Genomic DNA, 25,731 nt, shown 5'->3' with positions numbered 1-25,731 from the left:
TGAGCAGATGTACCCGTCGGGGTATTTGATATAGACAACGATATACATCGAATGTCCTCGCATGCATACGCTCTTGCCCGGCCACGGGCATTTTTTATGACATCAATTGGGTATAAAAGCCCAGATGAAAGGAGGAATCACGATGGATCCCGTGATGATCGTCGTTGTCATCGCCGTCGCCATCGTCGGCATCGTCCTCGGTTTCATCGTCAATCGTTTCATGGCCGCGTCTTCCAACAAGCAGGCTGCCGGCGAGGCTGCCAACCTGGTCGAGGACGCGCGGAAGCAAGCGGAGACGATGCGCCGAGAAGCGGAGATCGAGGCGAAGGACCAGGCCCTGCGCTACCGCCAGGAGCTGGAAGAGGAGAAAAAGGAGCGCATGCGCGAGGTGCGCTCCGCCGAGAGCCGTGTTGCCCAACGCGAGGAGACGCTCGCCCAGCGCGAGGAATCCCTCGACCGCCGCGTCGAGTCCCTCGACGCACGCGAGCACCAGCTTTCCTCGCTCCAGGGGCAGGTGGAGCGCCGCGAACGCGATGTGAACGAGGCGGAAAACGCCATCGAACGCCATCGCGAGGAGGCTCAGATCGAAATCAACCAAGCCCTCGAGCGGGCCGCGGGCATGAGTCCGGAAGAGGCCAAGGCCGAGCTTCTGGAGACCATCCGCGACGACGTGACCCGCGAGTCCGCCGTCATTATCCGCGATGCCGAGACGCGCACGAAGGCGGAGGCCGACAAGAAGGCCCGCGAGATCTTGAGCCTCGCCATCCAGCGCGTGGCCGCCGATCATTCGGCCGAGTCCACCGTCTCCACCATCCATATTCCCTCCGACGACCTCAAGGGCCGCATCATCGGGCGCGAGGGCCGCAACATCCGCTCCTTCGAGCAGCTCACGGGCACGAACCTCATTATCGACGATACCCCGGAATGCGTCACCATCTCCTGCTTCGACCCGGTGCGCCGCGAAATCGGGCGCGTCACGATGGAGAACCTCATCGCTGACGGGCGTATTCACCCGGCGCGCATCGAGGAGATGTACGGCAAGGCTGTGAAGCTGGTGAACCAGCGTGTTCAGGAAGCGGGCGAACAGGCCTCCTTCGACGCCGGCATCCATGATCTGCATCCCGAGCTGGTCAACACCCTCGGTCGTCTGCGCTACCGCACCTCCTTCGGGCAGAACGTGCTGAACCACTCGCTTGAGGTGGCCTACCTCGCCTCGGTGATGGCCTCCGAGCTCGGCCTCGATCCCATCCCGGTCAAGCGCGCCGGTCTTCTGCATGATCTGGGCAAGGCGGTCGACCACGAAGTCGAAGGCAGCCATGCCGTCATCGGCGCCGATCTTGCCCGTCGCTTCGGCGAGCGCCCCGAAATCGTTCACGCCATCGAGGCCCACCACAACGATATCGAGCCGAACTCTGTCATCGACGTGCTCATCCAGGCCGCAGATGCCGTTTCGGCGGCCCGCCCCGGCGCTCGCAAGGAGACGCTCGACGCCTACATCAAGCGTCTGGAAAAGCTCGAGGAGATCGCCAATGCCCATGCGGGCGTGGAGCGCACTTACGCCATCCAGGCCGGCCGCGAGGTGCGCGTCATGGTAGAGCCCGAGGTGGTCGACGAGGCCGCATCCGTTGTGCTTGCCCATGATATCGCCCAGCAGATCGAAAACGAGATGCAGTATCCGGGCCAGGTCAAGGTTGTCGTCATCCGCGAGAGCCGTGCGGTCGATTACGCGAAGTAGTTCATGACCGACTCCGATCTGTCCCATTTCATCGACACCGTATGCGGTGAGAGCCGTCTCCGAGTCGAAGCCGACCTCGGGGACGGCTTCGTTCGTTTGCGCTCCTCCGAAGCCGAACGCCGACAGGCGGCCCAGGACATTCGATCGAGCGAGGATATCGTCATCGAGCTTCTGCGCAATGCCCGAGATGCGGGTGCGCGGCACATCTTCCTTGCAACCCAGCGCACCGAAGGCGCACGCCTCATCACCGTCATCGACGATGGCGACGGCATCCCCGCCGCGCTTCACGATCGCATCTTCGAACCACGCGTCACCTCGAAGCTCGATACGGCCCATATGGACAAGTGGGGCATGCACGGCCGGGGCATGGCCCTCTACTCAATCTCCGCAAACGCTCGATACGCGCGGGTGGCCCGCTCGGCCCCTGGCCTCGGGACGAGCATATCGGTTGAAACCGATCTCTCCCAGCTCGGCGAGAAGACCGACCAATCGACCTTCCCGCGCTTCGAGGCAAGTGGGGAGGGCTCCTTCTGTATGCGCGGGCCGAAGAACATCCTGCGCACGGCAGCCGAGTTCGCCCTCGAGCATCGCAACGATTGCGCTGTGCACATCGGCACGCCTGTCGATATCGCCGCGACCCTCTACGAGTTCGGCATGGCCACCACCTCGGCGGCCCTGAGGGCCTTCCCCGGCGAGGTGAGCGAATTTCCCTTGGTAAAGCAGCCGGCCCTCCTCGCAAGCCCCGACGATCTGGCCGCCTGGTGCGACGGAACGGGCCTTCCGCTCTCTGCGCGTTCCGCCCGGCGCATACTAGATGGCACGATCGGGCCGGCCAGCTCGCTGACCGATCGACTCCAGCAGGAGAGCTTTCCCGCTGTACGGGCATCTGCCGCTCCCCGTCCCAAGGGCGATGCCCGCAAGCTGCGGCTGGCCGATGAGGACGCGGCGCTCCTCGCCGATGCGGCCGAGCAGGCTATGGGGCCCATCGCGCGGCGCTACTTTCTCGACGGCGTCGGGCGGCCCCATGTGTCGGCGACGCCTGACGCCATTCGCATAACCATTCCCATCCACAAGATGGATTAGGATCCGACCGCCTGTTGCGCGCCTTCTGGCGATTAGGTAGAATAATAACGTTTGAACACCAGGCTGCCCCCTGATATTCAGCATGAAACGAACTTTCAATGTATCAGTATTCGCGCCCCGCAGGACAAGGAACAGCGACGTGCCAACCATTACAGAACCCAAGCCCGCTATCGGCTGTCTCAAGGTCTCCTCGAAATCTTCTCCCGCTTCGGTGGCCGGCGCGATTGCCGGCATGATCAAGGACGGCGCCACTGTCGAGATTCAGGCCGTCGGCGCCGGCGCTGTCAACCAGGCGGTGAAGGCCGTGGCCATCTCACGCGGGTTTCTCTCGCCGGTGGGCATCGAGATCTGCTGCATTCCCTCTTTCGCCGATATCGTCATCGACGGCGAGTACCGCACGGCCATCCGTTTCGCCGTCGAGCCCCGCGCGGGGCTTGCCGCTGCGCCCGTCGCAGCCGAGAACGCGACGATTCCCTAAGTCAATCGATTCGGAGAGCCCATGAGCACTCATTTCGAAGGGTCCACCTTCTGCATCCATACTTTCGGCTGCCAGATGAACAAGCACGATTCCGAGCGCGTAGCCGGTATGCTGGAAGGATTGGGCTCGCTGCCCGTCGCCTCCATTGAGGAGGCCGATATCGTTGTGTTTTTGACGTGCTGTGTGCGCGAAGCGGCCGATACGCGCCTCTACGGGCAGGTGGCCTCCATGAAGAATATCGCCGTGCGCGAGGGCTCGCCTTTCGACAAGCGCTATATCGCGGTAGGGGGCTGCATCGGCCAGCGTGACGGCGAGAAGCTCACCGAGCAGCTGCCGCACCTCGATGTCGTGTTCGGCACCCACAACCTCGGCTCGCTGCCCGGCCTTCTCTCCTCCGCCATCGAAAATCGCCGCCAAGCCGTCGAGGTGCTCGCCGAGGGAACGGAGTTCTCCTCGGCCCTCCCCGCCGATCGCGAGCACACCTGGGCGGCATGGCTCCCCATCACCGTGGGCTGCAACAATTTCTGTTCCTATTGCATCGTGCCCTACGTGCGCGGGCGCGAGAAGTCGCGGCCGCTCGAGGACATCGCCGAGGAGGCGCGGCGCTACGGGGAGGCGGGTGTGAAGGAGATCACCCTGCTCGGGCAGAACGTGAACTCCTACGGGCGCGACCTGTACGGCGAGCCGCGCTTCGCCGACGTGCTGGATGCGGTGGATGCCTCCGGCGTGGAGCGCCTGCGCTTTGCCACGAGCCACCCGAAAGACCTCACCGATGAGGTCATCGCCCGTTTCGGTACGCTGCGCTCGCTCATGCCGGCGCTTCATCTGCCTGTGCAGTCGGGCTCGAACCGCATTCTTGCGGCTATGAACCGCCGCTACACGCGCGAGCACTACCTCGGTCTTATCGAGAAGCTGCGCGCCGTCGTTCCGGATATCGCGCTGTCCACCGATATCATCGTGGGCTTTCCCGGCGAGACCGAGGAAGACTTCATGGAAACCTACCGCCTGGTGGAGGAAGTGGGCTACGGCCAGGTGTTCACCTTCATCTACTCCAAGCGCGAGGGAACGCCGGCGGCGGCCATGGAGGACGACACGCCCCGCGAGGTGATCCAGGAGCGCTTCGACCGCTTGGTCGACCTCGTTCAGCGCAAGGCCTGGGAGGCGAATCAGGGCGAGTTGGACACCATCGTCCCGGTGCTTATCGAGGGGGTGTCCAAGCGCGACGAGCTTGTGCTCGCCGGCAAGAGCCCCAAGAACCAGACCGTTCACGCTCCCGTGCCCGCTGGTCTTCGGCCCGAGGATCTCATCGGCACCATCGTGCCGGTGGCCATCGATGAGGCGCGCACCTGGTATTTGTCCGGCACGGTCGTCGATGCCTAGCAACAACCGCCCCGTCATTGCCATCGTGGGGCCCACGGCGTCGGGCAAGACCGACGCGGCCCAAATCGTGGCTTCTGTCCTCGATGGGGAAGTGGTGAGCGCCGATTCCATGCAGATCTATCGAGGCATGGATATCGGAACGGGCAAGCTGCCCTCCTCTGAGCGCATCGTGCCCCATCACGGCTTCGACCTCGTCGATCCCGGCGAGCCCTATTCGGCCGCTCTGTTCCAGTCCTTCGCACGGGAGGCCTTCGGCGATATCGCGGCGCGGGGGCACGTTCCGGTGCTCTGCGGGGGCACGGGGCTCTATGTGCGGGCCGCCATCGATGACTACGAGTTCCCCGCCGGCGAGCAGCAAGCTAATCCCGTGCGCGAGCATTGGACGGCCTTCGCCGACGAGCACGGTGCCCAGGCGTTGTGGGAGGAGCTCGAGCGACGCGACCCCGAGAGCGCCTCCGTCGTGCACCCCCACAACGTTCGCCGCGTGGTGCGCGCTTTCGAGCTTTTGGCAGAGGGACGCAGCTATGCCGAGCAGAAACGCAACCTGGCCGCCATTGGGGAGGCGGTTCCGGCAGTGCAATTCGGCTTGGCGGTCGACCCTGCCATCCTGGCCGCGCGCATCGATGCCCGGGTGGACGCTATGGTGAAGGCAGGACTCGTCGAAGAGGTCCGGGGTCTTGTGAATGCCGGCTTCCGCGAAGGTGTGACCGCACCGCAAGCCATCGGCTACAAAGAGATCGTGGCCGCGCTCGAGGGGCGCTGCACCTTGGATGAGGCCATCGCGTCTATCAAACAGGCCACGCGCCGCTATGCAAAGCGGCAACGTACTTGGTTCCGGCGCGACAATCGTATTCACTGGATCAACGCTGATGCGGGAGATGCGCAAGCGATCGCCGATGCGATCCTCATGCAGCTTGTCTAGGCTTGCGATTTCATCGGCCTATGCTATCATAGCGAGCGTTTGCCCCGAGCTTTGCAGCTCGTGAAAAAGGAAGAGGGTGTTGTCCATGCGCACTGTCGGCTAAGGAGCCCGCGACCGGCGGGATGTCTCCCGTATCATCGCTATTAGTCGTATCAATGCGTGAGGAGCACCTATGACTGAATACCAATCCGTAATCCAGAGGGGCCCGGCTACCCAGGCTGAGGAGAGCCGCGAGCGCGCCGTTATCGTAGGGGTCGACCGCCCCGGGCTCGAGTGGCCCCTTGAATCATCCCTGGTCGAGCTGGAGCGCCTGGCCGACACTGCCGGAGCCGATGTGGTGGCCTCCACGATGCAGCGGCTCGACGCGCCCAATCCCCGCACGTTCGTCGGCTCGGGCAAGGCCGAGGAGATCGCCGAGCTGGCCCGCTCAAGCGAGGCAGATTTGGTCATCTTCGACGACGAGCTGACACCTTCGCAGCAGGCGAACCTCGAGAAGGTAATGGACAAATCCGTGAAGGTGATCGATCGCACGGCGCTCATCCTGGATATCTTCGCCCTCCACGCCACCTCCAAGGAGGGGCGGCTGCAGGTGCGCCTGGCCCAAAACCAGTACCTCTACCCGCGTCTGCGCGGCATGTGGGCGCATCTGGCGTCCAATCGCATGGGAGGCGGCGTCGGCTCGCGCTTCGGCGAGGGCGAGAGCCAGTTGGAGGTCGACCGTCGCATGGTGCGCAAGCGCATCACGAGCATTCGCCGCGAGCTCGCCCGCCTTGCCGACGTGCGCTCGCTCCAGCGCGAGAGCCGCTATGGAAGCGGCATGTTCAAGGTAGCTCTTGCCGGCTACACGAACGCCGGGAAGAGCTCGCTGATCAATCGCCTGACCGGCGCCGATGTTCTCAGCTACGACAAACTGTTCGCCACCCTGGATTCCACCACGCGCAAGTTCGAGCTTCCCGAAGGGCGCGAGGTCACCGTGACCGACACCGTGGGCTTCATCCAGAAACTGCCCACCACCCTTGTGGAGGCGTTCAAATCGACCCTCGACGAGATCACCGGCGCCGATCTCGTTCTCCATGTCGTCGATGCTTCGTCCCAGGAGTTCGAAGGGCAGATCGATGCGGTATGCGAGGTGCTTCAGCAGATCGGCGCCCAAACTATCGCCACTATCGAGGTGTTCAACAAATGCGACCTCCTCGATGAGGAGACGCTCGCCGGGCTGCGGAAGCGTTTTCCGGGCGCGCAATTCGTCTCCGCCCGCACAGGCTATGGCATCGACGCCCTCGTCGACGCCATAGCCGCGGCCGCATCGTCGGCCGATGCCAAGATGGATGTGGTCGTTCCCTACCAGCGTGGCGACCTCGTTTCAGTTGCCCACGAGCGCTGCCATATCATATCCGAGGAGCATCAGGCAGACGGAACCCACCTCCAAATGCTCGTCGGTCCTGCCTATGCCTCGATGTTCGAGCCCTACGCCGTCTCCTAGGGCACCGCATTCCGTCCTCATCCTTTTATAATGGATCGATGAAATGACAGCGGCCGGAGTCGCCCTACGACGACGCCGGCCGCTGCCCTGCTTCGACAACAGGAGGAGCTACAGACGGCGGAACACCGCCACGACCTTGCCCGCAATGGAGCAGTCGCTCACGATGATGGGATCCATCGTAGAGTTTTCCGGCTGCAGGCGAATATGGTCGGCCTCCTTGTAGAATCGCTTGACGGTAGCGCCGTCATCCACAATGGCCACCACGATATCGCCGTTGTTGGCCACCGGCTGCTCCTTGACGACCACGTAGTCGCCGTCGTTGATGCCCGCCTCGATCATGGATTCGCCCCGAACCGACAGCATGAAGGATGGGGCGTCGCCCACGATATCGGTTGGCAGCGTCATGGTGTCGGTAATGTTCTCCTCGGCGAGAATCGGCGATCCCGCAGCCACATCACCTACCAGGGGGACGTTGACAAGATTGCTGTAGGTGGCCGCGAGGACTACCGGGGAAGGGGCGTCCTCGATGGGGTAGGTAAGGGCAATGGAGCGCGACTTCAGGGGGTCGCGCTTGATGTAGCCCTTATCTTCCAGGGCCTTCAGGTGAACATGCACCGTGGAAGGGGAGGAGAGGCCGAGTGTTTGGCACACCTCGCGCACCGTCGGGCCGTAGCCTTTTTCGCGAATGCACGCTTCGATGCAGTCAAGCACTGCCTGCTGCCGTTTCGTCACTTTCTGAGCCATATCGCGTCCTTTCATAAAAGCGTACATTTGTTTGAAATTGTATTGACAGGAACTTTTGTTCGTTCTATTATAACTGCGAACAAAGGTTCTACGCAAGAGGAGAGGAGAAGAAAAATGAGCCGCTATGAATTCCCCGTGATCTTCGCCCTGAGCACGCTCGTATCGTTCTTCATCTTCTTCGCCTGAGCATTCACCGCCATCGATGTATCGCGATGGTAGCAATGTTTTGAAGAGGAGGAAGAGGGGAGGACCTATGGGGTATCATAGGTAGCTAACTCACAGTTAGGAGAACCTATGCGTTGCCCTTCTTGCGGTTATCTGGAGTCGAAGGTTGTCGACTCTCGTGCGGCCGACGATGGCGCCTCCATTCGTCGCCGTCGGGAATGCCTCGCCTGCGGAGCCCGCTTCACCACCTACGAGCGCTTAGCCGAACACCCCATCCTCGTCATCAAGACGGACGGATCTTCCGAGGTATTCGATCGGGAGAAACTCATGCGCGGCCTGCTCATCGCCTGTGCGAAGCGTCCGATCACCCCCGAGAAGATTGATGCGCTCATCGCCAGCATTGAGGCCGAGCTTCGCAACGCCCAGCGCACCGAAATCAAGTCGAAAGATCTGGGCGATATGGTGCTCGCCCGTCTCGCCGGCCTCGACGAAGTCGCCTACATTCGATTCGCAAGCGTGTACAAGGATTTCCAAAGCGTTGAGGAGTTCTCCCGCGCACTCGGGGAACTCGGGTAGGGGGGCGCTGTGAACATCGATATCTCCCTGCTCGACAAGCAGTTGCCAGAACCGGCCTACGCGCATCCGGGCGATGCGGCACTCGATTTGCGGTCCGTTGAAGACGGCTCCATTGCGCCGTTTGAACGTGCGGTGGTTTCCTGCGGGTTTGCCCTGGCTATCCCCGAGGGCCATGCCGGACTTGTCATTCCGCGCAGCGGGCTTGCGGCAAAGCACGGCATCTCCATTGTGAACGCGCCAGGCCTTATCGACAGCGGCTATCGCGGCGAGGTGAAGGTGGTTTTGATCAACCTCGATCCTCGTGAAACATTTCAATTTCAGCGCGGCGACCGCATCGCCCAGCTTATGATCGTGGCTACCCCGTCTATTACTTTACATAACACTGATCATCTCGAAAACAGCCCCCGAGGCGCCCGCGGCTTCGGGAGCAGCGGAACTCGTTAGGAGCCCTACATGACCAGCCAAAGGCCCGAACTTCCTCAGCCGCAAAAGCCCGATGAACCCCCTCGAACAGCAGAGCAAGCGCAGCATACTGTCGAATCTCTGGAGCTGAAATCGGCGCGAACGTTGGCAACGGTGGCGAGCATCGCCGGCCCGGTGTCGCTTATCATCGGAGGCGTTGCCCTCAGCACCGTTGCCGTAGTATGCGCGACTATCGCCATAGTGAAAGTCAAGCGCGCTCTGAGTCAAGCCGATCTGTCGCAGCGTGCTTATGCGCTCTCGTTGAGGCGCACGGCGCTTCTGGGCGTCGTCATCGGCCTTGTCGCCCTCGTGCTCAACGCCGTAAGCGTGGCCATGATTCTGCCGACGTTGATCGAGGCGATGCAGACCGGAGACTACCGCGCCATCCTCGGAAATGCTGCTTCTCAGTTTTCGAGCGCCCCCCAGCCCTCATCGGGCGGCAACGCCTGGGGATAGACCTCGCCGCCGCCAACCAGAGCAGAGTCCTTGTCCTACAATGTCGATAGCATTATCGAGACCAATTATGAAAGGCTGATAATATGGAATAAAGGAGTAAGCGGTCAAATACGTCGGTAAAAGGCTGATAAGAAAAATTATGTACAATTATCCTGATTTATGCTAAAAGCAGTATCTATTAAGTTCCGTTATATATGTCTTCACCAGATTAACGTGCGATGAAACATAGTTAACGTACTCTGGCCTGAATTCTACCAGAAACGACATGAGCATAGCAAAATTGCTGATCTTCATTTCGTTGATAAGCTCGTACACGTCCGCAAAATCGATATTGTACACATCCGAGATATTGACCTTGAAGCCTGCCATATGCGTAATAGAATCCTGCTCGTACTGGGCCTTGTCGGGCTGATCGTAATGCAATAAGTAACGGTAGGCGCCGACCTTGTTAGGCACGGGCTTCACGAAGGCAACCCCGAAGCTGGACGGTATAGCATTAAGCGCAGACTCGGCGACAATGGGGGAACCGAACTCAACCATGCAATGAATATGCGGCTTCTTCGGCACCTCGTTGCCGTCATCGTCTACGCGCGTGTCGCGGTCGTGGACGATGAAGCAGCCAGGAAGCATCAACTCGTGCAACTGGTCGCGCCAGTCCTCGGGAAGGTTCTCGACAAGCTGGACGAACCACCAGCAACGGGACTTCTTGGAAGCAGCCATAGAACGGAAATCCTCTCTCTTTGGAACACGGAACACGCCCCCTATATCAAGTAAGGGGCGCGTTCCAGCAAACGGAACGGGTCGGCGGCGACGGCGGAAAACCCTCCGAAACGCCGTGAGCGCCGCCGTGCGCCCCGTTTCCAGTATCGAATGAGATTCGACCCCTGGAAGCGGGGCGAAAGCGGGAGACGGCAGCACAAGGGGGCCGCGAGACGGCGCGAGCGGCAGGGTACCCCCTGCCCCTCGCCGCTCACGCCGTCTCGGGCACCTGCCTAAAGCGGTTGTAGCTGTCGTAAACCCGAAAATACGCCCTGCGGGGAAGGAGGAAGGAAGACCCGACCTTCTCCCTCATGCCGTAGTAGTACGACACGGCCAAGAACAGCTTCCCCGCGAAGGGCAGGGACAGAAGGAAGCCCTTAAGCCCGAAGTTCGCCAGCTTGCGGTGGTTCACCTCGATTTCGAGAAGGCTCCTTATCTGGCGGTCTAGCATCCTGTCGAACTGGGAGACGAGCACAATTTTGTAACCGTAGTGGCGATGCTGGCTAAAAAACTCTATCCAGTCCATACGGCGGGAGGACGCTCCCCGATCCTGCCACGTGCGCGAGTTGAAAACAAGCTGGGCCTCATCTATCACGAGCAAAATAGCGTCCTCGCGAACAGGCTTGCCCGCGAAGTACCGCCGCGAATGCTCGTAGAGCAGATCAGGCGACAGATCGGAGTTAGAGACAAAGCGGAAAAGGGCGTCGTAGTTGCGCAGGGACGGGTTAACGTCGAAGTTGCAGACAACGGGACGCTTCTTCACCTGCAGCTGGTCGCGGATGTCGCGGGCGACGTGCATGGACTTGCCCGAACCAGGCGTGCCGCTGTATAGATACATCACAGCGCATCACCTCGCCATCATCTGAACGACCTGGGCAACGGCCAGGGCGACGTTCACAGCCAGGACGGCGGCGATCCAGACGGTAAGGATGAAGACCAGATCGCCGAAGGGGACGAACCAGTTGAGCGTGGAGAGCACCCCGCGCACCGACTCGGGAACGGCGACGGGGAGCGCGGAAACATCGACGGTCGGCAAAAGGCCGAGAACCAGAAGAACCAACTGGACGGCAGAGCCAAGCAAAGTACCGAGAATTGCGGAGATCACGATGCACCACCCCCGTTGACGGTGAAGACGAATTTGCGAGTATTGACGAGAAGGGCCAGAACAAGGCCAAGGCGCGACAGCCAGGACGTACAGTCGGCCACGAGCTGGAAATCCGAGAAGTCGCAAACAAGGGGATTACCGCATATATCGAACTCCCAGACGGGCGCGGAGCCCTCGTAGGCGAGAAGCCCGAAAAGCTGCTTGACGAGCGCGGGAATGCAGAAGGGAAAAGCGCTCTCCATTGCAGACTGTATAGCCCCGGTAGCGGCGGCCTGGCCAATGCCCGAGAGATCGCCGAAAATCACATCAAGAAGTTCTTTGCCGTTCTCAATCAAACCAGCGGCAACAAGCAGGTTCTTAATCGCATCAAGTCTAGACACGATGCCCGAAAGGTCAAAACCAGGACTGAGCGACTCCCAGCGCTTGCCCCATTCAATCAGCCACTGATCTTGCTTATCCCAGCGCGTACCCCAGGCAGTAACGGAATCCTGCAACCCTGTAAGAAGCTTAACAATGTTGCCATTAAAACCAACAGAAGAGACGAGACTAGAGACGCTTCTATCAATAGAACCAAGAAGCGGCGACATAGTAGAAAGATACTGAGCAACAGAAAGCAAAGTGCCAGAAGAGTTGTTAGCTTCCAAATCAGAACGAATCTGAGCCAATAGACCTAACTTCTGGTCAATCGTAAACATGTAAGGCGACATAGTAGACAGGTAACCCGCCACGGATACAGAATTACCAGCTTGATTATTGGCGTAAAGCGCTTTCCTAAGATCGTCAAGGCCCTTAGAAAGCAAAGAAGAATCCGCAACCGTATAGGCGTTGGCCTGGTCTAAGGCTTTTTGAATCGTGACCATGTAAGGCGACATAGCCGAGAGATAGCCAGCAACAGAAACAGGCTTACCAGATGCATTGTTAGCAACGAGGTAACCAGCAATAGAGGAAACAGGTCTAAGCTTCTCATCAATCGTGACCATGTAAGGCGACATAGCCGAGAGATAGCCAGCCACGGATACAGAATTACCAGCTTGATTATTGGCGTAAAGCGCTTTCCTAAGATCGTCAAAGCCCTTAGACAACAAGGAAGAATCTGCAACCTTATAGGCGTTGGCCTGGTCTAAGGCTTTTTGAATCGTGACCATGTAAGGCGACATAGCCGAGAGATAGCCAGCAACAGAAACAGGATTACCAGATGCATTGTTAGCGTAAAGAGCACTACGAAGAACAGCAAGAACACTGGAATCAGATTCGGCACTAGACTTAGAAGCCGTATCAATAGCCTTCAAATAATTGTTAGACCTAACAGACTCACCATAAATCGCATCAACTTTGAAAGCAAGGAGACTGACAAGCCAGAAAATTGTACCGTTCAAAGCTTTAAATTTAATATTGCCAATAGTCCATTCAGAAGTGGAACCAGACCAAGCCTTAGCCATTAAGGCATCAATAGGGGCCAGAGTTGTAACACGAGAGTCATTAGGAAGATCAGTACCTAACCCCTCTTCCGCAACTCCACTAGAATTAGATTCAGAATCAGAAGAACCGCTATCAACAGCAACAGAAGACCCGTCCAGTTGATCAGCATATAAAGCATCAAAAGAACCTAACTCATTAGAAAAGGCAGATTCAGAGTCCCGCCCACCAGAACTATATGCGTCCTCTGGAGCACCATCCACACAAGCACCAGAATTGCCGTGAAAACCAGGGCCAGCACCAGAAGGAACCTCGGGAAGAGACGGCGGCGCGGCTTCTCCCTCCGCTGCTCCCTCTCCAACTTCGCAATCATCCTCTGGTTCCTCCGCAACCTCTCGCGGTTCATCTCCGCTTCCAACTGCTCCACGCTCTTCTGGACGCTCATTCTCCGTCTCCTGTCCCTGGGAAGGATCGTCGGCATAAGCATACCACGAAAGGGAGGGGGAGAGCGCGAGAGCGAGGGCCAGCGCAACCGAGAGTGAAGGGGCCAGACGCACCCGGTAGAAGTTCACGAAATCACCTCCTAAGAAGAGAAAAGGGGAGAGCCGAAGCCCTCCCCGGTAGCGGCCTTTTTCGCCGCCAGGGCCAGTGCGGGACGCCTAGCGCGTGAAGCGCTTGACGAAGCCCCACACGGCGGGAACCACAATGAAAATAGCCGCGACGGACAGAATCGCAGTCAGGTTCGCGCCGATGGCAGACTGAAGGCTAGTCCCAAGGCTGGTGATTGCCGTGGTCAAAGCGGTAGTGATAGTCTCCATGGTCTCCATACTCCTTTCCTTTCTTCCAAGCTCCATGATCAGGAGCGAGCCATAAGACAACGAACGAGCCCGAAGAGCCCGAACACTCCGAAGCTGAGCAGTCCCAGGAAGCAACCCAGCAGGAAGCCAGCAGGTACGGCCGAGAAGAGCGAGAGGACGAAATCAAGCCAGCCGCCAACCTGATACGTCTCCAGAATCTCCATTACAGCGCCACCGCCAGGAAGCAAAGCACGAGAACGGCGGTGAGCGCCTTAGGCGGGAGCCTAAGCAGAAGGGGACGCTTGCCCCAATCGTCGCGCCAGCGGTCGCGCGCCCAGGCGGTCACGATCTTCAAGACCTCATAGACCGCGAAAGCGTAAGCAACAACGCCAAGCAGAGACAGAGCAAGCAGAACGTTAAGAACGACATCCATTAAGACCTCCATTTGTCGGAGAACGCGAGCCAGAGCGTCGCGCCCAGATTGAGCAGGAAAGCAACAAGCAGGAAGGCGAGAAGAACCGTCTGCATGTACTGGAAGGACATAAGGTCGTTGAAAAACGGCTCGGGAACCTCGACGGTTGAACGAACCTCGGTCACCCAGTTGGAGCCATCATCTGGCGCAGCGTCCAGGAGATCGGCAGCGGGAACCTCGGTCGGCACAGCGTCGCGAATCTCGGCGAGCAGGGCGAGAACGTCCGAGTTCTGGCCCTTAAGCTGGGCCACGTCCTCGCCGATGCCCTGAATGGAGGAATAGGCATCCATGGCAAGCTTGACGGCGGTAGCCTCATCCATCTAGGCCACCTCCTCGAAGTCGGGCGAGAGATCGCCAGAGCAGGAACGCCGCAGATCTCGGCGGATAAGCCCGTGCCTTGGCTCGCGGTAAGAATCCTTGTCAAACATATCGACGTAGTTGGCAAGCTGGGCGACGATAAGGCGAATGTAGAAACGCGCCTCGGGGTGGTCTTGGTACGACATGACAACGTTTCCGTTCCAGCGGTTAACGCCGATGGAAAGCAACTCGCCATAGGGCAAGTCCATGACCTGGGCCACGTCCTCCACGTTATCGAGAGGAAAAATCAGATGGCAGTTGGGCTTGGACATTCTAGGCACCTCCTTCAGGTTGAAAAGTGTTATGTAAACCTGCGGAGACAGCCTAGAGTTCGTAGCTGTCGAAGACGAGCTTGCAAAACTTCTCACCTGCGTTGACCTTGAGAACGACAACGCAGTTAACCTGAGGTTCGGGAAGCGCGTTGTGCGGCTCGGGAATGGTGACCTTGACAAGCTTCTTAGCATCGGTGTCGTAGAAACGGGCATTGTGGAAGCTGATCTTGCGACCGTTGTCCTCGAACTCGCCCGAATTCTCGTCCAGCAGGAAACCGTTCATAGTCGTGATCATGGGAAAACCTTCCTTTCGGTTAGAATATCGGTTGCGCCCTTCGCGCACCGCTCAAGCGTATTAAAAACCTATGAAAGGCTGATAATATGGATTATGTAAAGTAGATTAGCCGCCGTCCTTATACCTGGTCGTAGGTCTATTTTTCGATCCGTGGGCACCGCTTTCGCGCTCGGGAGCACGCTCGCGCGGCCGTCCGGGGTTCTTGCCTGTGACGGGTGCCCGCCCGCACCGGGCTCGTCGGATCCGTCATCGCGTTGAGGGTTCGGCCAGTCTCTGTCGGCGGCTTCCTGTAATACGCGCTCGGCTCCCATTTCGGGCCGGCGCCGGCTTCCCTCCGCCGCTTCCCGCAGACTCATCTGTCGCAGCGGTATTATTCATACTTAGTCCGATAACACCCCAGTTCAGAGGTTTCGGCCAAGTGACGAATTTTTTTCGGATTTCCTTCAGAATACACATTTCGCACACATTTAAGGCAATTGCTATACAGAAGGCCCCAGGAACCTCAACGGCGCTCGGAGGTTGCGCCGGCATGCCGGGCGCCGTGCGGCACAATCGGCTCGATAGAGGACGTTCGCGCGGGCATGAAAGGAGCCTGCGACATGGGAGCTTACGTAGAGCTGGCCGCGCCGGTGCGCGCGGAGGATCCGACGGACGCCGTCGTTGCTGCCTGGGAGCGGGACTGGCTGGTGGGCGAGCACGCGCTGTCGCCGAATACGGTCGCCGCCTACACCGCCGACGTTCGCGACTTCATGGCGTTTCTGTCCGCGATCGGCATCGAATCGTTCAGCGAGGCTACTACTGCCGACATAAGCGCATGGGTCGGCGCGCTGGCGCAGCGCCGGCTCTCCCCCTCCTCTTTCAGGGCCAGGATCTGCGCCCTCAGGGACCTCTACCGGTACCTGGGGGCATACGGGCTTGCGGATGAGGGCTCGCTCCCCTATATCGACGTTCCGAGGAAGCGCGAGAGCGAGGAGCGGCCGCTCGACAGGGCCCAGGAGGCTGCCGTGTGGGCCACTTACGACATCGACACACCGTCCCATGAGCGGGATCGCGCAGAGTTCGCCCTGATGGACGACTTGGGTCTTCGAGCCTCGGAGATCGTCGAGCTGGATGTTGGTGATCTGCGCTCGAACGATCACGACCTCTGGGTGCACGGCAAGGGAGGCAAGGCGAGGCTCCTCCCGATCGAAGAAGACACCCTGTCCGTCGTGGTGCATTATATGGAGTGTGCCCGGCCACACCTGAAGTGCGCGAACCGGCGCCAGGATGCGTCCGCGCTCTTCTTGAACACCCGAGGAGGGAGAATTACCAGGCAGGCCGTGTGGCAGAGCGTGTCCCGGCATGGGAAAGCAGCCGGAGTGGCGAATCTGCACCCTCATCAGCTCAGGCGGACGTTCGCCTCGCAGATGTACCGCAGGAACATGGACCTGAGGACGATCCAGGAGATGCTCGGGCATGCCGACCTACAGACCACTGGCCTGTACATAACCCCGGAGGCCGCAGACATCCACGAGCGTTACGACGCGGCGCTGAGGGCTTTCTGGGAGTCGTCCGCTGAGAAGGAAGAGCGAGCCGCGGAGCTCTCCGAAACCGAAGATCAGAGGCGCTACTGGCTGAACTCTGCCCGAATATCCCGGGAGCGGGCTCGGTTCGAGCAGGGCGGCGCCCGTGATTGAGGTTGCGCATGAGCTGTTCGAGGTGTGCATATATGTGGTCGAGCCTGAAAGACTCTTGAGCAAATCGTACAAGTGCAAATAATATTTCCGCATTTAACATCGGTTCTATAGGAATAGATCCGATCTCGTTTACGCAAAGGGCATCGGCTATTTATGACCATAGAGTGGAAATAGCGAAGTCTAAGGTTCTCGAACGCGCACTCTAAAGTTCTCTTTTTCGACAAGAGACTCGCCAACAATTTTGAGCATATCATCTTGGGTATCGGGTAAAGAATTTCGGCGCTATGGTCTCTGGCCGACCAGCTAAGAACCGTAGTTGCGAGAACCGATATTCGATACGGATTGCATATACGGCAGCGGCTCTTGCGACTTTCTTCCGATCACCTTGGGTCTAAGCCGAATGTTCTTTCCGCGCCATAGTACGAAAGGAGAAGGTAGTGATGAGGACTGTTGCATTCGTGAACCACAAAGGAGGTGTCGGCAAGACCGCGTGCTCGCTTTCCTTCGCAGAGGGGCTTGCGCGCAAGGGCTTCAAAGTCGTGCTGGCGGATCTCGACCAGCAGATGAACGCCACCCAATGCGCCGGCTACCGGGACACCGAGGGAAAGAACACCGTCTACGACATGCTCATGGGCGCGAAGACGGCTGCTGAGACGATCCAGGACGCCCCCTTCGGCGCAATCTTGCCCGGCGATGTGCTAGTTGCCGACGCGGAGGCCGAGCTATCGAGGCTCGATACTCCCTTGATGATGCTTAAAGATTCCCTCGAGTCCATCGAGTCCTACGGCTACGACTACTGCATCATCGACTGCCCTCCCTCCCTGGGTTATGTCACGCGCAACGCGATGGTCGCCGCAGACGATCTCGTGGTCGTCGTCCAGCCCGACGAGGCCTCCGTGACGGGCTTTGCGCGCATCTGGGAGGCTTGCGAGCGCACCCGATCAAATCGGCACCTCAACCCGAGCCTCAATCTGTCGGGGATTCTCCTCAACGGCTTCGACTGGAATCGACGGCTCTCGAAGCGTATGGCCTGCGAGTTGCCGGGTTTCGCGGCGGAGTTCGGCACGCGTCTGTTCAATACCAAGATCCGCAGCTGCGAGGCCTTGCGCCAGGCGCAGGCGTCTTCGAAATCCGTGTTCGAATACGCCCCCGCGTGCAATGCCGCCGTGGACTTTTCGGAGTTTGTCGAAGAATACCTCGAAGGCGAAGGGAGGGCAGCCTAATGGCCACCTCGAAGAGCCGGGAGGATTCCATGTTCTCCCTCACCTCGGGCGCCCGGGCCGTGGTCGAGCAGGCGCAACCGAAGCCCGTGCAAGGTGGAGCGGACACCGCGGCAGTACCCGCAAAGAAGAACGAGAGTCGGGAAATCGAGGAGCGCTCCAGCTCCATCCGGCTGTTCAAGGACCAAGCAGATCTCATCTTCGAAATGCAGTATCGGGCCCGACGCGAGAGGAAGAGCTGGACCCTGAACGATTTCGTGCGAAAGGCTGTGGACGAGTACATCGTTCGGCACGCTGAGGAGCTGATGGTCACTCCGGAGGAGATCCGATCTCTTGCGCAGTCTGTTGGCGGCGGCGAATAGCAGTGAGCGGGAGAAGAGGCAACGCCCGTCCCGCAATATGCAACCGCCAATACGATTGGCGTAAATAACCAGAAACCGATCACTAAAGAATTTCGGGTACAGAAAGGAAGGACATGAGCATCAATCGAGTCATAATCAGCGGGAACCTCACCCGTGATCCCGAGCTGCGCGCAACGCAATCCGGCATGCAGATTCTCGGCCTCGGCGTCGCCGTCAACGACCGTCGGAAGAACCCGGCAACCGGAGGGTGGGAAGACTATCCGAATTACGTCGAATGCGTGATGTTCGGATCACGAGCCGGGTCAGTTGCCCAGTATCTCTCGAAGGGATCGAAGGTCGTGATCGAGGGCAAACTGCATTGGAGCCAGTGGGAGCGAGACGGCAAGAAGCGTAGCAAGTTGGAAGTCATTATCGATGACATCGAGTTCATTTCAACGAGAAAAGAGACGGGCCAGCCTCCTGCCGGCGAAATCGCGTGCACAACCCCGATGCCGGCCGCCTCTGTCGATCCCGCAACTCCGGCATCGACCCCCGATCCCGCAACTCCGGCATCGACCCCCGATCCCGCCTTTTCGCTCTACGACGACGATATCCCCTTCTAGTAGAGTGTTACTGCTTTCCAAAGGCCCGCAGTCTCGCGGGCCTTTCTCTTTTCTGGCAAGTTTCGTGCATCTCCGGCAGATGCAGCAGGGGGACGCACCCCTTGCCGCTCCCCTCTGCACCCCCTGGGCGGCTCCAGCGCTCGCGTGCGCTCGTATCCGAAAGCTACCTCGGCTTCTCGATACTGCGCAATGAGATCGAGAGCAGGTGCTACGAGATCTAGACACCGCTCGCGGCGAGCCTGAGAGGCACAGGCTCGCCGCCGTTGTTTGCCCTCCGGGCCGGCCGGGACACGTTTGCGGAGTTTCCCGGACCCTTCCCCGCTCTTCCCCGCCTCGCTCGCGCTCGGCGTTACGGGACTCGCTCCCGCTCGCCCTAAATAGGTACGCCGCGCTGCGCGCGGCTCTTCGGACCTAGTCCCCGGTGCCGTCGCGCGTCAAGGGGACCGCGCGAAACCTCTCACAACCCGCGGAGCGCGGGTGGTGGAGGTTGCGGCGCTCGTGCCTCGCGCCTTCGCGAAGCCCCCTTTGACCCGCTTGCCACCGGGGCCTCTTCGGCAGTCAGCCGAAGCAAGCGGCGCTTGCATTCGGCAAGCACGAATCGGTTCCGATCTTGGGGGACTGGGTACTTGTTCTGTTCAAGGCGAACTGATCTTACACGTTGGTATCGCGACGCTTACCTGCGCTTTTGATGAATGGATGTGAACTGCAGCTGACGTAATTACTCATTTGGAGTCATCCGCAACGCAACGAAAGGAGAAAACTATGAAAAGCCGTCGTTTGGCGCTCTGGCGCAGCCCTCGCTTGATGTCGTCCGAGGTATCTCGTGCGCTCGCCTCGTCTGGAATGAGCCGCGAGGAGGCCGCCTCAAAGCTCGGCGTAAGCGTGTCCTATCTGAACCGCGTTGCAGCCGGGACAAAGCAGCCTTCCGAAGAGCTTGAGCGTGCGCTTGTTGCAGCATTTGGCGCTGATCCCCGCGCATTTGCAAGGTGGGAGCCGGCCGAGGTTGGCTCTATGGTGCGCGTGGCCCGCGCCGAACTCGGTATTACGGCGAAATACCTGTCCGAACTCACAGGGGTTTCGCGTAGGGAAATCTGTCATATCGAAAAAGGTCGCCTGACACCGACGAGGGCATCGCTTTCAAGGCTCTCTTCCGCGCTCGTCGCAATTGCCGACGAGAAGGGCCTCGTATGCGAGTCGTCGCGTGATCTTGCTGCCATCGAGCATGCGAACCGAATCTACGGGAGGCAGGCATGACTCCGATCAATGGCGATGAGCTGGATGCGGTGCTCGACGGGCTGGCGGCCGCTCTCGGATCCAACGACAACGGAAAGCGATCCTGGAGGGGATTTCTTGCAACGATGAATTTCTACCGCTCCTCGGGTGGTCGCTTATATGCGATTCGCAGGCCGCAGATCGTAAAGACCGTGTACATCTCTCCAGATGAGAAGCGGCCCGACTCCGAGGAGGAAGCGAGGAGCACTTGGATAGACCTAAACCTGGAACACGCGCGAGACACGCTTCCGAGTTTACAGGAAGGCGTGCTCGTGCCCTTCAATGCCGTGGATGGCAGGGAGCTATTCTGCGAGTTCCGCGGCATGCCAAGACATACCGGAGAGTGCACAGCACTTGCATCTTCGGTCGACTGGTCGGAACTAGTCCAAGAGGCAGCCGGTATCTACCGGCAGTTCTCTCGCAAGCTGTCGCGCGCCTGGGAGAGATACGGCTCGCTCATCGCGCTGCCGCAAGCGCGATGAGAAAGGCAGGGGGGACGCTCCGCTTGCCACCCCCCCGCACCCCCCCCTGGGTGGCTCCAGCGCTCGCGAGGATGAGGACGGTGGAAAGCCGGCGGCCGCGGGATCTTCGGCAGGCGCGAATCGGCATCGATCTTGTGGGAGGCCGGACGGCCCAGCCATTTCCCGGAAAGGAAGCATTGATCAGAGGCAGCAATCTAATAGCTTTTGGCCACGATAAAGGAGGAATTTGTGACACGCGAGAGAGACGAGATAATCGAGCTTGTAGAGAAGCTCCTCGCCATGACCGAGGATGCCGGCTGTACGAGCGCGGAGGCTGTGGCCTTCGCGCTGCGCGCCCAACGCCTAATCGTCGAATACGATATAAGCGAAGAGGAGCTTGGGAGCGCTCGCAGGAAAGAGAGTATCGACTCCGTGAAAGCGTCGCCGGTCTTCCGGGAATGGGCCAACCTCCTGGCTGATGTTGTGGCCAGGAACTTTCGTTGCAGGGTGTACGTTACTGTGCAGCAACGGGATTTGAAGCGCGGGTCGAAGCGTCGAGGGAACGCTAAACGCCTCTTCACATTCTTGGGATATGCCACCGACGCAACAGCTGCGGCGGTCGCCTTCGACCATCTCTATCGGTGCGGAAACGCACTGGCAGTCGATGCCGGCACCGGGAAAAAACTCAAGGGCGACGCATACAAAAGCTTCACTGCCGGCTACGTAAGCGGCATTGCGTCGGAGCTTGAGAAGCAGTCTCAGGCTCTTATGATCGTTGTGCCGATGGAGGTGAATGCGAGCTACGAGCACATGGAGGCCGAATTCGCCAAAGCCACGCCGCTAGCCGGATGGCTCCATAACGAGGATCTCGAAGAGCAGGGCTGGAAGAGCGGTCGCGACGCAGTGAGATCCGGGCGTCTGGGCGCCGAAGACCGCTCGCATCTTCTCGCGTAGCGAGACAGAGCGCGAAGCGCTCCATGGCCTGCGGCCCTGCAGGGGACGTTCCGCTTGCCACTCCCCTGCACCCCTAGGCGGCACACGCGCTCGCTCGCGCTCGCGGAGCTCGCCCTGGCGGGCTCGATATGCGCGGACGCCTGGACGGCGTCCGCTCTGGCCCTGCGTGGCCCTGTGCGCCGCCCGAGATCGTTTCCTCGCAGGCTCGCAAACGACTCGGGGCCCCGGCGCTTTATCCTTCGCTATCGCGAAGAGCGGCCGATTGTAGCGCCGTCCGGCCGCCCGCCGGCGCGTCCGCGCGAAACCTCGCACAACCCGCGAAGCGCGGGTGGTGGAGGTTGCGGCGCTCGTGCCTCGCGCCTTCGCGCAGACATCCGCCGGGCGCCGATCCGGTTCCCTTGCCGCCCCTCCTCCGCTCGCCTGCGCTCGCTACGTCGGGGCGCTTCGGCGCTGTCATCGCCGCTGCCTTCGGCGATTCCGAAGGGTTCAGGGCACGAGGGCCCTGACAGGTCGGACGGAAAGGATGCAATCATGAGAGCAGTGCTGATCCCCGTAAGCGAAGAACCGCGAGAGGTGGAAATCGACGGGCTTGCAGATCTTCAAGCGCTCGTCGGCGGCCGCATCGAGCCTGTCGGCTGGATCTTCGACAACTGTCCCGTGATGTACGTGAACGACGAGGGAAAGATGAACGGAATGCTCCCGAACCGCGCCGTTTTCGTTCCCGAAGATCGGGTGGGCAGTCGAAAATGGGATGGGGGCACCTGGGCAGCGGGCGAGGTGATCGACATCCTCTTCGGGCCGATCGTCGCAGTTGGCTTCGATCCGCTCACAGGAGAGGATCGCGACATCTCCGACGAGGAGATCCAGCGAGTCAAAGAGCGCTTCTCCGGTTCGGTTGCAGCCGATAACTCCGGAGCCGCAGAGTATCTGCGAATGTATCAGCGAGTCGTGAACTTGGAGAAGTGAGCGCAAGACCCGGGTATGTCTGAAAACTGCCCGACGATCTTCGGTCTTCGTGGAAAGGAAAGCAAAATGGAAGGCTTTGTATATGACCCAGAGATCATCCGTGAGCTCGCCGAGAAGCTGGTTTGCCCGGGCAGCCTCAATCCCTGCGAGTATCCCTGGAACCGCTACGAGATCGCCGGCATCGAGGCGTACTCGGAGCTTTACTACCAGAGCTTCATGGAAGACATCATCATGGGCTGGGACGAGGCTCGGGGAGACCAACCTGCATGGTCTTGCCTGGATAACCGCGAGCGCCATATGGTCATAGCCAATGCCGCCCACTGGCATCAGAAGGCGGATTCGGATTACTTCGACGATGAGTGGTCGAGCCGGATCGCGTTGGTCTTCCAAGACGACGTTGCGGAAGATCCGAGCTTCGCCATCGGCAGATAGCGCTTTCGAAGGAAGCGGGCGCGCCTGAAAACTGCGAGACGGTGCTCGGGCGCGTTGCGAAAACTCGTAGGAGACGCGAGGGTTCCGGCCATTTAATGCCAGGAACCCTCGCGCGTATTTGAGAGAATGCAGCAGTGCCACGCGACGTTCCTGTACGGTAAAAAGCGCAGTTGTGTTACGCGCTCGCAGTGCAGTATGCGCGTCCTTGTAGTTTTCATGGACAGAGGTTAAAACGTAACACTTACTCGCAAAATCACACATCGTTTTCAAACTTGGCAAGCCCGCGCAAGCAAGAGTTTTACGAGAAGGCTAAACTCGAAGTCGAGCGCTCAACTTCATGCAAAACCAAAACGAGAGAGACGGTTTGAAATGCCGAAGTTGACTCTGTGCACACTGCTCCTCCATTCAGGGCATCGGCGAGGACGTGGCCCGGTTTAAGGGTCAGAACTCGGACGTTCTCGCTCTGCTCGTCGAACCCGGCCGCCGGCGCTATCTGCGCCGGCGCGCCTGAGGCTGCACCCAGCCCCCTCTGTTCCACGTGGATCGAAGCTTCGTCAGTCCGAATGGCTGGGACGTTCTTGCGGGCTAAAGCCCGCTCCTTCCGGAGGAGCCCTACTCGGGCGCGCCCCTCCCCTTCGCTGGCGCTCTGGGGAGGGGTAACAACTACAGCTATCGCGTCAGCGATGGCTGTAGTTGCGAGAGACGCATTCTGTATCACGATCCAGTTTTCAACTGTCCGATGATACCGAATGCCAGAAAGAGTACTAATGTTCTTATGACAATATTACTCTTTCTGTCTCGCCGGCAGAGCCGGTTCTGGGCCGCGTCCCCGGGACGCGGCGGTTGCGCGAGTTGCCGCTGCCAGCAACTCTCCAAAGTAAGGTCACGCTGCCGTGACATGACGACCGGGCCCCACTGCTAGGGCCCGAGATAGGAAAAGCGAATGGCCCTCGACAAAGTCATGCACGTGCGCACCACGGGCGACGAGCTCAAGGAGTTCGCCGCGGTCGCGCGGATGCTCGGGCTCACGAACTCGGAGCTTTTGCGCATCATGGTGCGCGCGGACAAGCAGGTGATTTGGCGCGCGGCCGCGCAAGAGAAAGATCTTGAAAAAGAGAGGGCCGTGATCTATCTCGCGATCGATGAGGACGTTTTCGCGCTCGCGCAGCAAATCAGGCGTTTCGGCCTTCTGCTCAACCAGGCTACCCGATCCCTTAACGACCTGCGCCGGCGCAAGAGCCTGGCGGCTAATTACGTTGTCGAAAGACTCGTACCGATCGAGGAAATACTGACATTGATCGCACAGGACTTCAGCGCGATAAAAGACGAGTGGGAGCTTTTGCGGAGAGATATCGACTCGAACAGCTGGGCCAAGATCAAAGGGGGCATGTTCTGATGCCCATGCTGATCACCACTCCCACGAAAGAGGGCTGCTGCAGGAGGCGGATCAAGGACTACCTCGATAACGAGTTCGGCAAGTCGCCCGGACGGGCCCTGGCTTGGGACTACATCAACCTGACCGACAGGGAGGCGGCGCACTGGGACCGCGTGATGGACGAAACCCGCAAAAGCTACGGACACGATGCGAGCAGGGGCGGCAGGGCGTCGCGGCAGTACTACCACATCATCGTCTCTCCGGATCCCCGCGATGCCGTCGACTTGGAAACGCTGCGCGAGCTGACGACGCGATGGGCAGCCGAGATGTTCGGCGGTCCTACGGAGGACGACTACGAGAGCGTGGGAGTGCTCGGAGACTTCCAGGTCGCCATCGCCTACCACGACGACAACACGAACCGTGTGCCGCATGCCCATCTGATCGTGAACGCGTCGAACCTCGCAAACGGCAAGAAGCTTTGGATGTCGAAGGATGTCGGAGAGAAGGTCATGCCGGAGCGGCTTCAGGAGATTGCCGCAGAGCTCGGCCTCTCGTATTTCGACGACCAGGGCCTGAGCGTCCTGAGGACGGACAGGAAGATCAAGAACAAGAGCCTCACATCGACCGAACTGCGATTGATCAAGGAGTCGAAGTTCTCCTGGAAGGACGAGCTGCGCAGCCGCATCGACATCGCGAAGTGCATATCCGGAACGGAGAGGGACTTCATCAACGCGCTCGACGAGATGGGTATCGGCGTGCGGCAGAAGAAGGCCGGCACCGACGAGTGGGTCTATTTCGACAAGAGGAATCCCCGCTACTGGGAGTGCGGCGGCCCAAAGCTCGGGCCCGAGTACATGAGGACGGCGATCGAGCGCTACCGGAGAAAGCTTCGCGGCAAGTACTTCGCAACGGAGGCGGGCGCGGCGCGGATAACGAGCGAGCGCAAGAACGTCCTCGGCGCGTTTCGCGCAGGCACGGGCGCGGCCGAGGAAGAGACAGCGGAGGAGATCATCGACCGCGTTGCGGAGCAGTTCGGCGACCGGATAGCCAGGCGAACGGTGATCACCATGCGCGAGCGAGTTGACGTCGACGACCTCGCCGCGGCGCTCAAGACCAACCGCGATTACGACGTACAGTGTTACGAGGATTACCAGTTGCTCCTGGACAGCTTCGAGCGCTGGACGCGCCTGGAAGGAGCCTCCCTCGAGGGGGACAGCCCGAATGCGATTGCCTACCGCAGGCTGATCCGGGCGAGGGACATCGCGGAGAAGGGCGACCTGTTCGCCGGCGTAAGGCCCAGGCCCTCCCTCCCCCGCCCAGTCGTCCAGCCAAAGCGCGACCCGCTCAGGAGTCCATCTGGCGGCTACAAAGGATCGTCGGGCGCAACAAGGGGCCGCAGGCGCACGGGGACCCAAACAAGGAAGCGACGGAACGCGAGATAGGAGCGAGACATT

31 protein-coding genes are annotated in these 25,731 nt (G+C 59.9%); 20 read left to right on the top strand and 11 right to left on the bottom strand.

Going from position 1 to position 25,731, the window contains the following annotated elements:
- The first annotated feature begins 142 nt into the window (after positions 1 to 142).
- From rny to hflX, 6 genes are all read left to right on the top strand, one after another.
- A complete protein-coding gene (gene rny, locus C811_RS07080) occupies positions 143 to 1,735 on the top strand; it encodes a ribonuclease Y (RefSeq protein ID WP_016308841.1) in 1,593 nt (530 codons plus the stop codon).
- Between the two features lie 3 nt (positions 1,736 to 1,738).
- Positions 1,739 to 2,818 (top strand): ATP-binding protein, encoded by a 1,080-nt coding sequence (locus C811_RS07075; protein WP_016308840.1) that lies wholly within the window; start codon positions 1,739 to 1,741, stop codon positions 2,816 to 2,818.
- Between the two features lie 139 nt (positions 2,819 to 2,957).
- On the top strand, positions 2,958 to 3,296 hold the full coding sequence (locus tag C811_RS07070; protein WP_016308839.1) for a stage V sporulation protein S: 339 nt from the start codon (positions 2,958 to 2,960) through the stop codon (positions 3,294 to 3,296).
- A gap of 21 nt (positions 3,297 to 3,317) precedes the next feature.
- Complete coding sequence (miaB, locus tag C811_RS07065; RefSeq protein ID WP_016308838.1) at positions 3,318 to 4,676, top strand: tRNA (N6-isopentenyl adenosine(37)-C2)-methylthiotransferase MiaB; 1,359 nt, start codon at positions 3,318 to 3,320, stop codon at positions 4,674 to 4,676.
- The gene (gene miaA, locus C811_RS07060; protein ID WP_016308837.1) at positions 4,669 to 5,598 is read left to right on the top strand and encodes a tRNA (adenosine(37)-N6)-dimethylallyltransferase MiaA; all 930 of its coding nucleotides are present in this window, start codon (positions 4,669 to 4,671) and stop codon (positions 5,596 to 5,598) included. Before miaB ends, miaA begins: the two co-directional genes overlap by 8 nt.
- A 172-nt stretch (positions 5,599 to 5,770) precedes the next feature.
- Positions 5,771 to 7,081: a GTPase HflX gene (hflX, locus tag C811_RS07055; protein ID WP_016308836.1), complete on the top strand. Its 1,311-nt coding sequence runs from the start codon at positions 5,771 to 5,773 to the stop codon at positions 7,079 to 7,081.
- A 108-nt stretch (positions 7,082 to 7,189) separates the two neighbouring features.
- Here the strand turns inward: hflX and lexA are convergent, their stop codons facing one another.
- A complete protein-coding gene (lexA, locus tag C811_RS07050) occupies positions 7,190 to 7,825 on the bottom strand; it encodes a transcriptional repressor LexA (RefSeq protein WP_016308835.1) in 636 nt (211 codons plus the stop codon).
- 294 nt (positions 7,826 to 8,119) lie between these two features.
- Between lexA and nrdR the strand changes: the two genes are divergently transcribed.
- The 3 genes from nrdR to C811_RS0102980 are packed head-to-tail and all read left to right on the top strand — an operon-like array spanning position 8,120 to position 9,484.
- On the top strand, positions 8,120 to 8,566 hold the full coding sequence (gene nrdR, locus C811_RS07045) for a transcriptional regulator NrdR (RefSeq protein WP_016308834.1): 447 nt from the start codon (positions 8,120 to 8,122) through the stop codon (positions 8,564 to 8,566).
- Positions 8,567 to 8,575: 9 nt separating this feature from the next.
- Complete coding sequence (gene dut / locus C811_RS07040; protein ID WP_016308833.1) at positions 8,576 to 9,010, top strand: dUTP diphosphatase; 435 nt, start codon at positions 8,576 to 8,578, stop codon at positions 9,008 to 9,010.
- A 9-nt stretch (positions 9,011 to 9,019) separates the two neighbouring features.
- Positions 9,020 to 9,484: a hypothetical protein gene (locus C811_RS0102980; RefSeq protein WP_016308832.1), complete on the top strand. Its 465-nt coding sequence runs from the start codon at positions 9,020 to 9,022 to the stop codon at positions 9,482 to 9,484.
- A 162-nt stretch (positions 9,485 to 9,646) separates the two neighbouring features.
- On the opposite strand, the gene C811_RS07035 is transcribed toward C811_RS0102980, so the two are convergent.
- The 10 genes from C811_RS07035 to C811_RS07000 all read right to left on the bottom strand — a co-directional run bounded on the left by C811_RS07035 (position 9,647) and on the right by C811_RS07000 (position 14,957).
- Positions 9,647 to 10,204 carry a Rep family protein gene (locus C811_RS07035; RefSeq protein ID WP_016308831.1) on the bottom strand — a complete coding sequence of 186 codons (558 nt, stop codon included), beginning with the start codon at positions 10,202 to 10,204 and terminating at the stop codon, positions 9,647 to 9,649.
- A gap of 250 nt (positions 10,205 to 10,454) precedes the next feature.
- Positions 10,455 to 11,081 (bottom strand): zonular occludens toxin domain-containing protein, encoded by a 627-nt coding sequence (locus C811_RS07030; RefSeq protein WP_016308830.1) that lies wholly within the window; start codon positions 11,079 to 11,081, stop codon positions 10,455 to 10,457.
- A gap of 9 nt (positions 11,082 to 11,090) precedes the next feature.
- Positions 11,091 to 11,348 carry a hypothetical protein gene (locus C811_RS07025; RefSeq protein ID WP_016308829.1) on the bottom strand — a complete coding sequence of 86 codons (258 nt, stop codon included), beginning with the start codon at positions 11,346 to 11,348 and terminating at the stop codon, positions 11,091 to 11,093.
- A complete protein-coding gene (locus C811_RS16490) occupies positions 11,345 to 13,336 on the bottom strand; it encodes a hypothetical protein (RefSeq protein WP_156997059.1) in 1,992 nt (663 codons plus the stop codon). The genes C811_RS07025 and C811_RS16490 overlap by 4 nt, the downstream gene beginning before the upstream one ends.
- A gap of 87 nt (positions 13,337 to 13,423) precedes the next feature.
- The gene (locus C811_RS16485) at positions 13,424 to 13,591 is read right to left on the bottom strand and encodes a hypothetical protein (RefSeq protein ID WP_022926424.1); all 168 of its coding nucleotides are present in this window, start codon (positions 13,589 to 13,591) and stop codon (positions 13,424 to 13,426) included.
- Positions 13,592 to 13,620: 29 nt separating this feature from the next.
- Entirely contained in the window at positions 13,621 to 13,785 is a 165-nt protein-coding gene (locus tag C811_RS16480) for a hypothetical protein (protein WP_016308824.1), read from the bottom strand.
- Positions 13,785 to 13,994 (bottom strand): hypothetical protein, encoded by a 210-nt coding sequence (locus C811_RS07015; protein ID WP_016308823.1) that lies wholly within the window; start codon positions 13,992 to 13,994, stop codon positions 13,785 to 13,787. Before C811_RS07015 ends, C811_RS16480 begins: the two co-directional genes overlap by 1 nt.
- Positions 13,994 to 14,353 (bottom strand): hypothetical protein, encoded by a 360-nt coding sequence (locus tag C811_RS07010; protein ID WP_016308822.1) that lies wholly within the window; start codon positions 14,351 to 14,353, stop codon positions 13,994 to 13,996. The genes C811_RS07015 and C811_RS07010 overlap by 1 nt, the downstream gene beginning before the upstream one ends.
- Positions 14,354 to 14,662 carry a hypothetical protein gene (locus C811_RS07005; protein ID WP_016308821.1) on the bottom strand — a complete coding sequence of 103 codons (309 nt, stop codon included), beginning with the start codon at positions 14,660 to 14,662 and terminating at the stop codon, positions 14,354 to 14,356. It lies immediately after the preceding gene.
- 52 nt (positions 14,663 to 14,714) lie between these two features.
- Entirely contained in the window at positions 14,715 to 14,957 is a 243-nt protein-coding gene (locus C811_RS07000) for a hypothetical protein (protein ID WP_016308820.1), read from the bottom strand.
- A 599-nt stretch (positions 14,958 to 15,556) separates the two neighbouring features.
- On the opposite strand from C811_RS07000, the gene C811_RS06995 reads away from it, so the two are divergent.
- The 11 genes from C811_RS06995 (at position 15,557) to C811_RS06945 (ending at position 25,719) form a co-directional block, all read left to right on the top strand.
- Complete coding sequence (locus tag C811_RS06995; protein WP_016308819.1) at positions 15,557 to 16,633, top strand: tyrosine-type recombinase/integrase; 1,077 nt, start codon at positions 15,557 to 15,559, stop codon at positions 16,631 to 16,633.
- A 440-nt stretch (positions 16,634 to 17,073) separates the two neighbouring features.
- Positions 17,074 to 17,856: a ParA family protein gene (locus C811_RS06990; RefSeq protein ID WP_016308818.1), complete on the top strand. Its 783-nt coding sequence runs from the start codon at positions 17,074 to 17,076 to the stop codon at positions 17,854 to 17,856.
- Complete coding sequence (locus tag C811_RS06985) at positions 17,856 to 18,215, top strand: hypothetical protein (RefSeq protein ID WP_016308817.1); 360 nt, start codon at positions 17,856 to 17,858, stop codon at positions 18,213 to 18,215. Before C811_RS06990 ends, C811_RS06985 begins: the two co-directional genes overlap by 1 nt.
- A gap of 113 nt (positions 18,216 to 18,328) precedes the next feature.
- Positions 18,329 to 18,817 (top strand): single-stranded DNA-binding protein, encoded by a 489-nt coding sequence (locus C811_RS06980; protein WP_016308816.1) that lies wholly within the window; start codon positions 18,329 to 18,331, stop codon positions 18,815 to 18,817.
- A gap of 762 nt (positions 18,818 to 19,579) precedes the next feature.
- Positions 19,580 to 20,071, top strand: a complete 492-nt coding sequence (locus tag C811_RS06975; protein ID WP_016308815.1) for a helix-turn-helix domain-containing protein — start codon at positions 19,580 to 19,582, stop codon at positions 20,069 to 20,071.
- Positions 20,068 to 20,571, top strand: coding sequence for a hypothetical protein (locus tag C811_RS06970; protein WP_016308814.1), 504 nt, complete (start codon positions 20,068 to 20,070; stop codon positions 20,569 to 20,571). Before C811_RS06975 ends, C811_RS06970 begins: the two co-directional genes overlap by 4 nt.
- A 228-nt stretch (positions 20,572 to 20,799) precedes the next feature.
- Positions 20,800 to 21,504, top strand: a complete 705-nt coding sequence (locus tag C811_RS06965) for a DUF2786 domain-containing protein (protein WP_016308813.1) — start codon at positions 20,800 to 20,802, stop codon at positions 21,502 to 21,504.
- Between the two features lie 531 nt (positions 21,505 to 22,035).
- The gene (locus tag C811_RS06960; protein WP_016308812.1) at positions 22,036 to 22,470 is read left to right on the top strand and encodes a DUF3846 domain-containing protein; all 435 of its coding nucleotides are present in this window, start codon (positions 22,036 to 22,038) and stop codon (positions 22,468 to 22,470) included.
- Positions 22,471 to 22,536: 66 nt separating this feature from the next.
- Positions 22,537 to 22,902: a hypothetical protein gene (locus C811_RS06955; protein ID WP_016308811.1), complete on the top strand. Its 366-nt coding sequence runs from the start codon at positions 22,537 to 22,539 to the stop codon at positions 22,900 to 22,902.
- 943 nt (positions 22,903 to 23,845) lie between these two features.
- On the top strand, positions 23,846 to 24,298 hold the full coding sequence (locus C811_RS06950) for a hypothetical protein (RefSeq protein ID WP_016308810.1): 453 nt from the start codon (positions 23,846 to 23,848) through the stop codon (positions 24,296 to 24,298).
- Positions 24,298 to 25,719, top strand: a complete 1,422-nt coding sequence (locus tag C811_RS06945) for a relaxase/mobilization nuclease domain-containing protein (protein ID WP_016308809.1) — start codon at positions 24,298 to 24,300, stop codon at positions 25,717 to 25,719. The genes C811_RS06950 and C811_RS06945 overlap by 1 nt, the downstream gene beginning before the upstream one ends.
- Positions 25,720 to 25,731 lie beyond the last annotated feature (12 nt).

The sequence above is a fragment of the Adlercreutzia caecimuris B7 genome (genome assembly GCF_000403355.2).
Lineage (GTDB): Bacteria > Actinomycetota > Coriobacteriia > Coriobacteriales > Eggerthellaceae > Adlercreutzia > Adlercreutzia caecimuris.
Note: the sequence above shows the minus strand (reverse complement) of the source record. Positions and strands in the feature narration are given on the sequence as shown.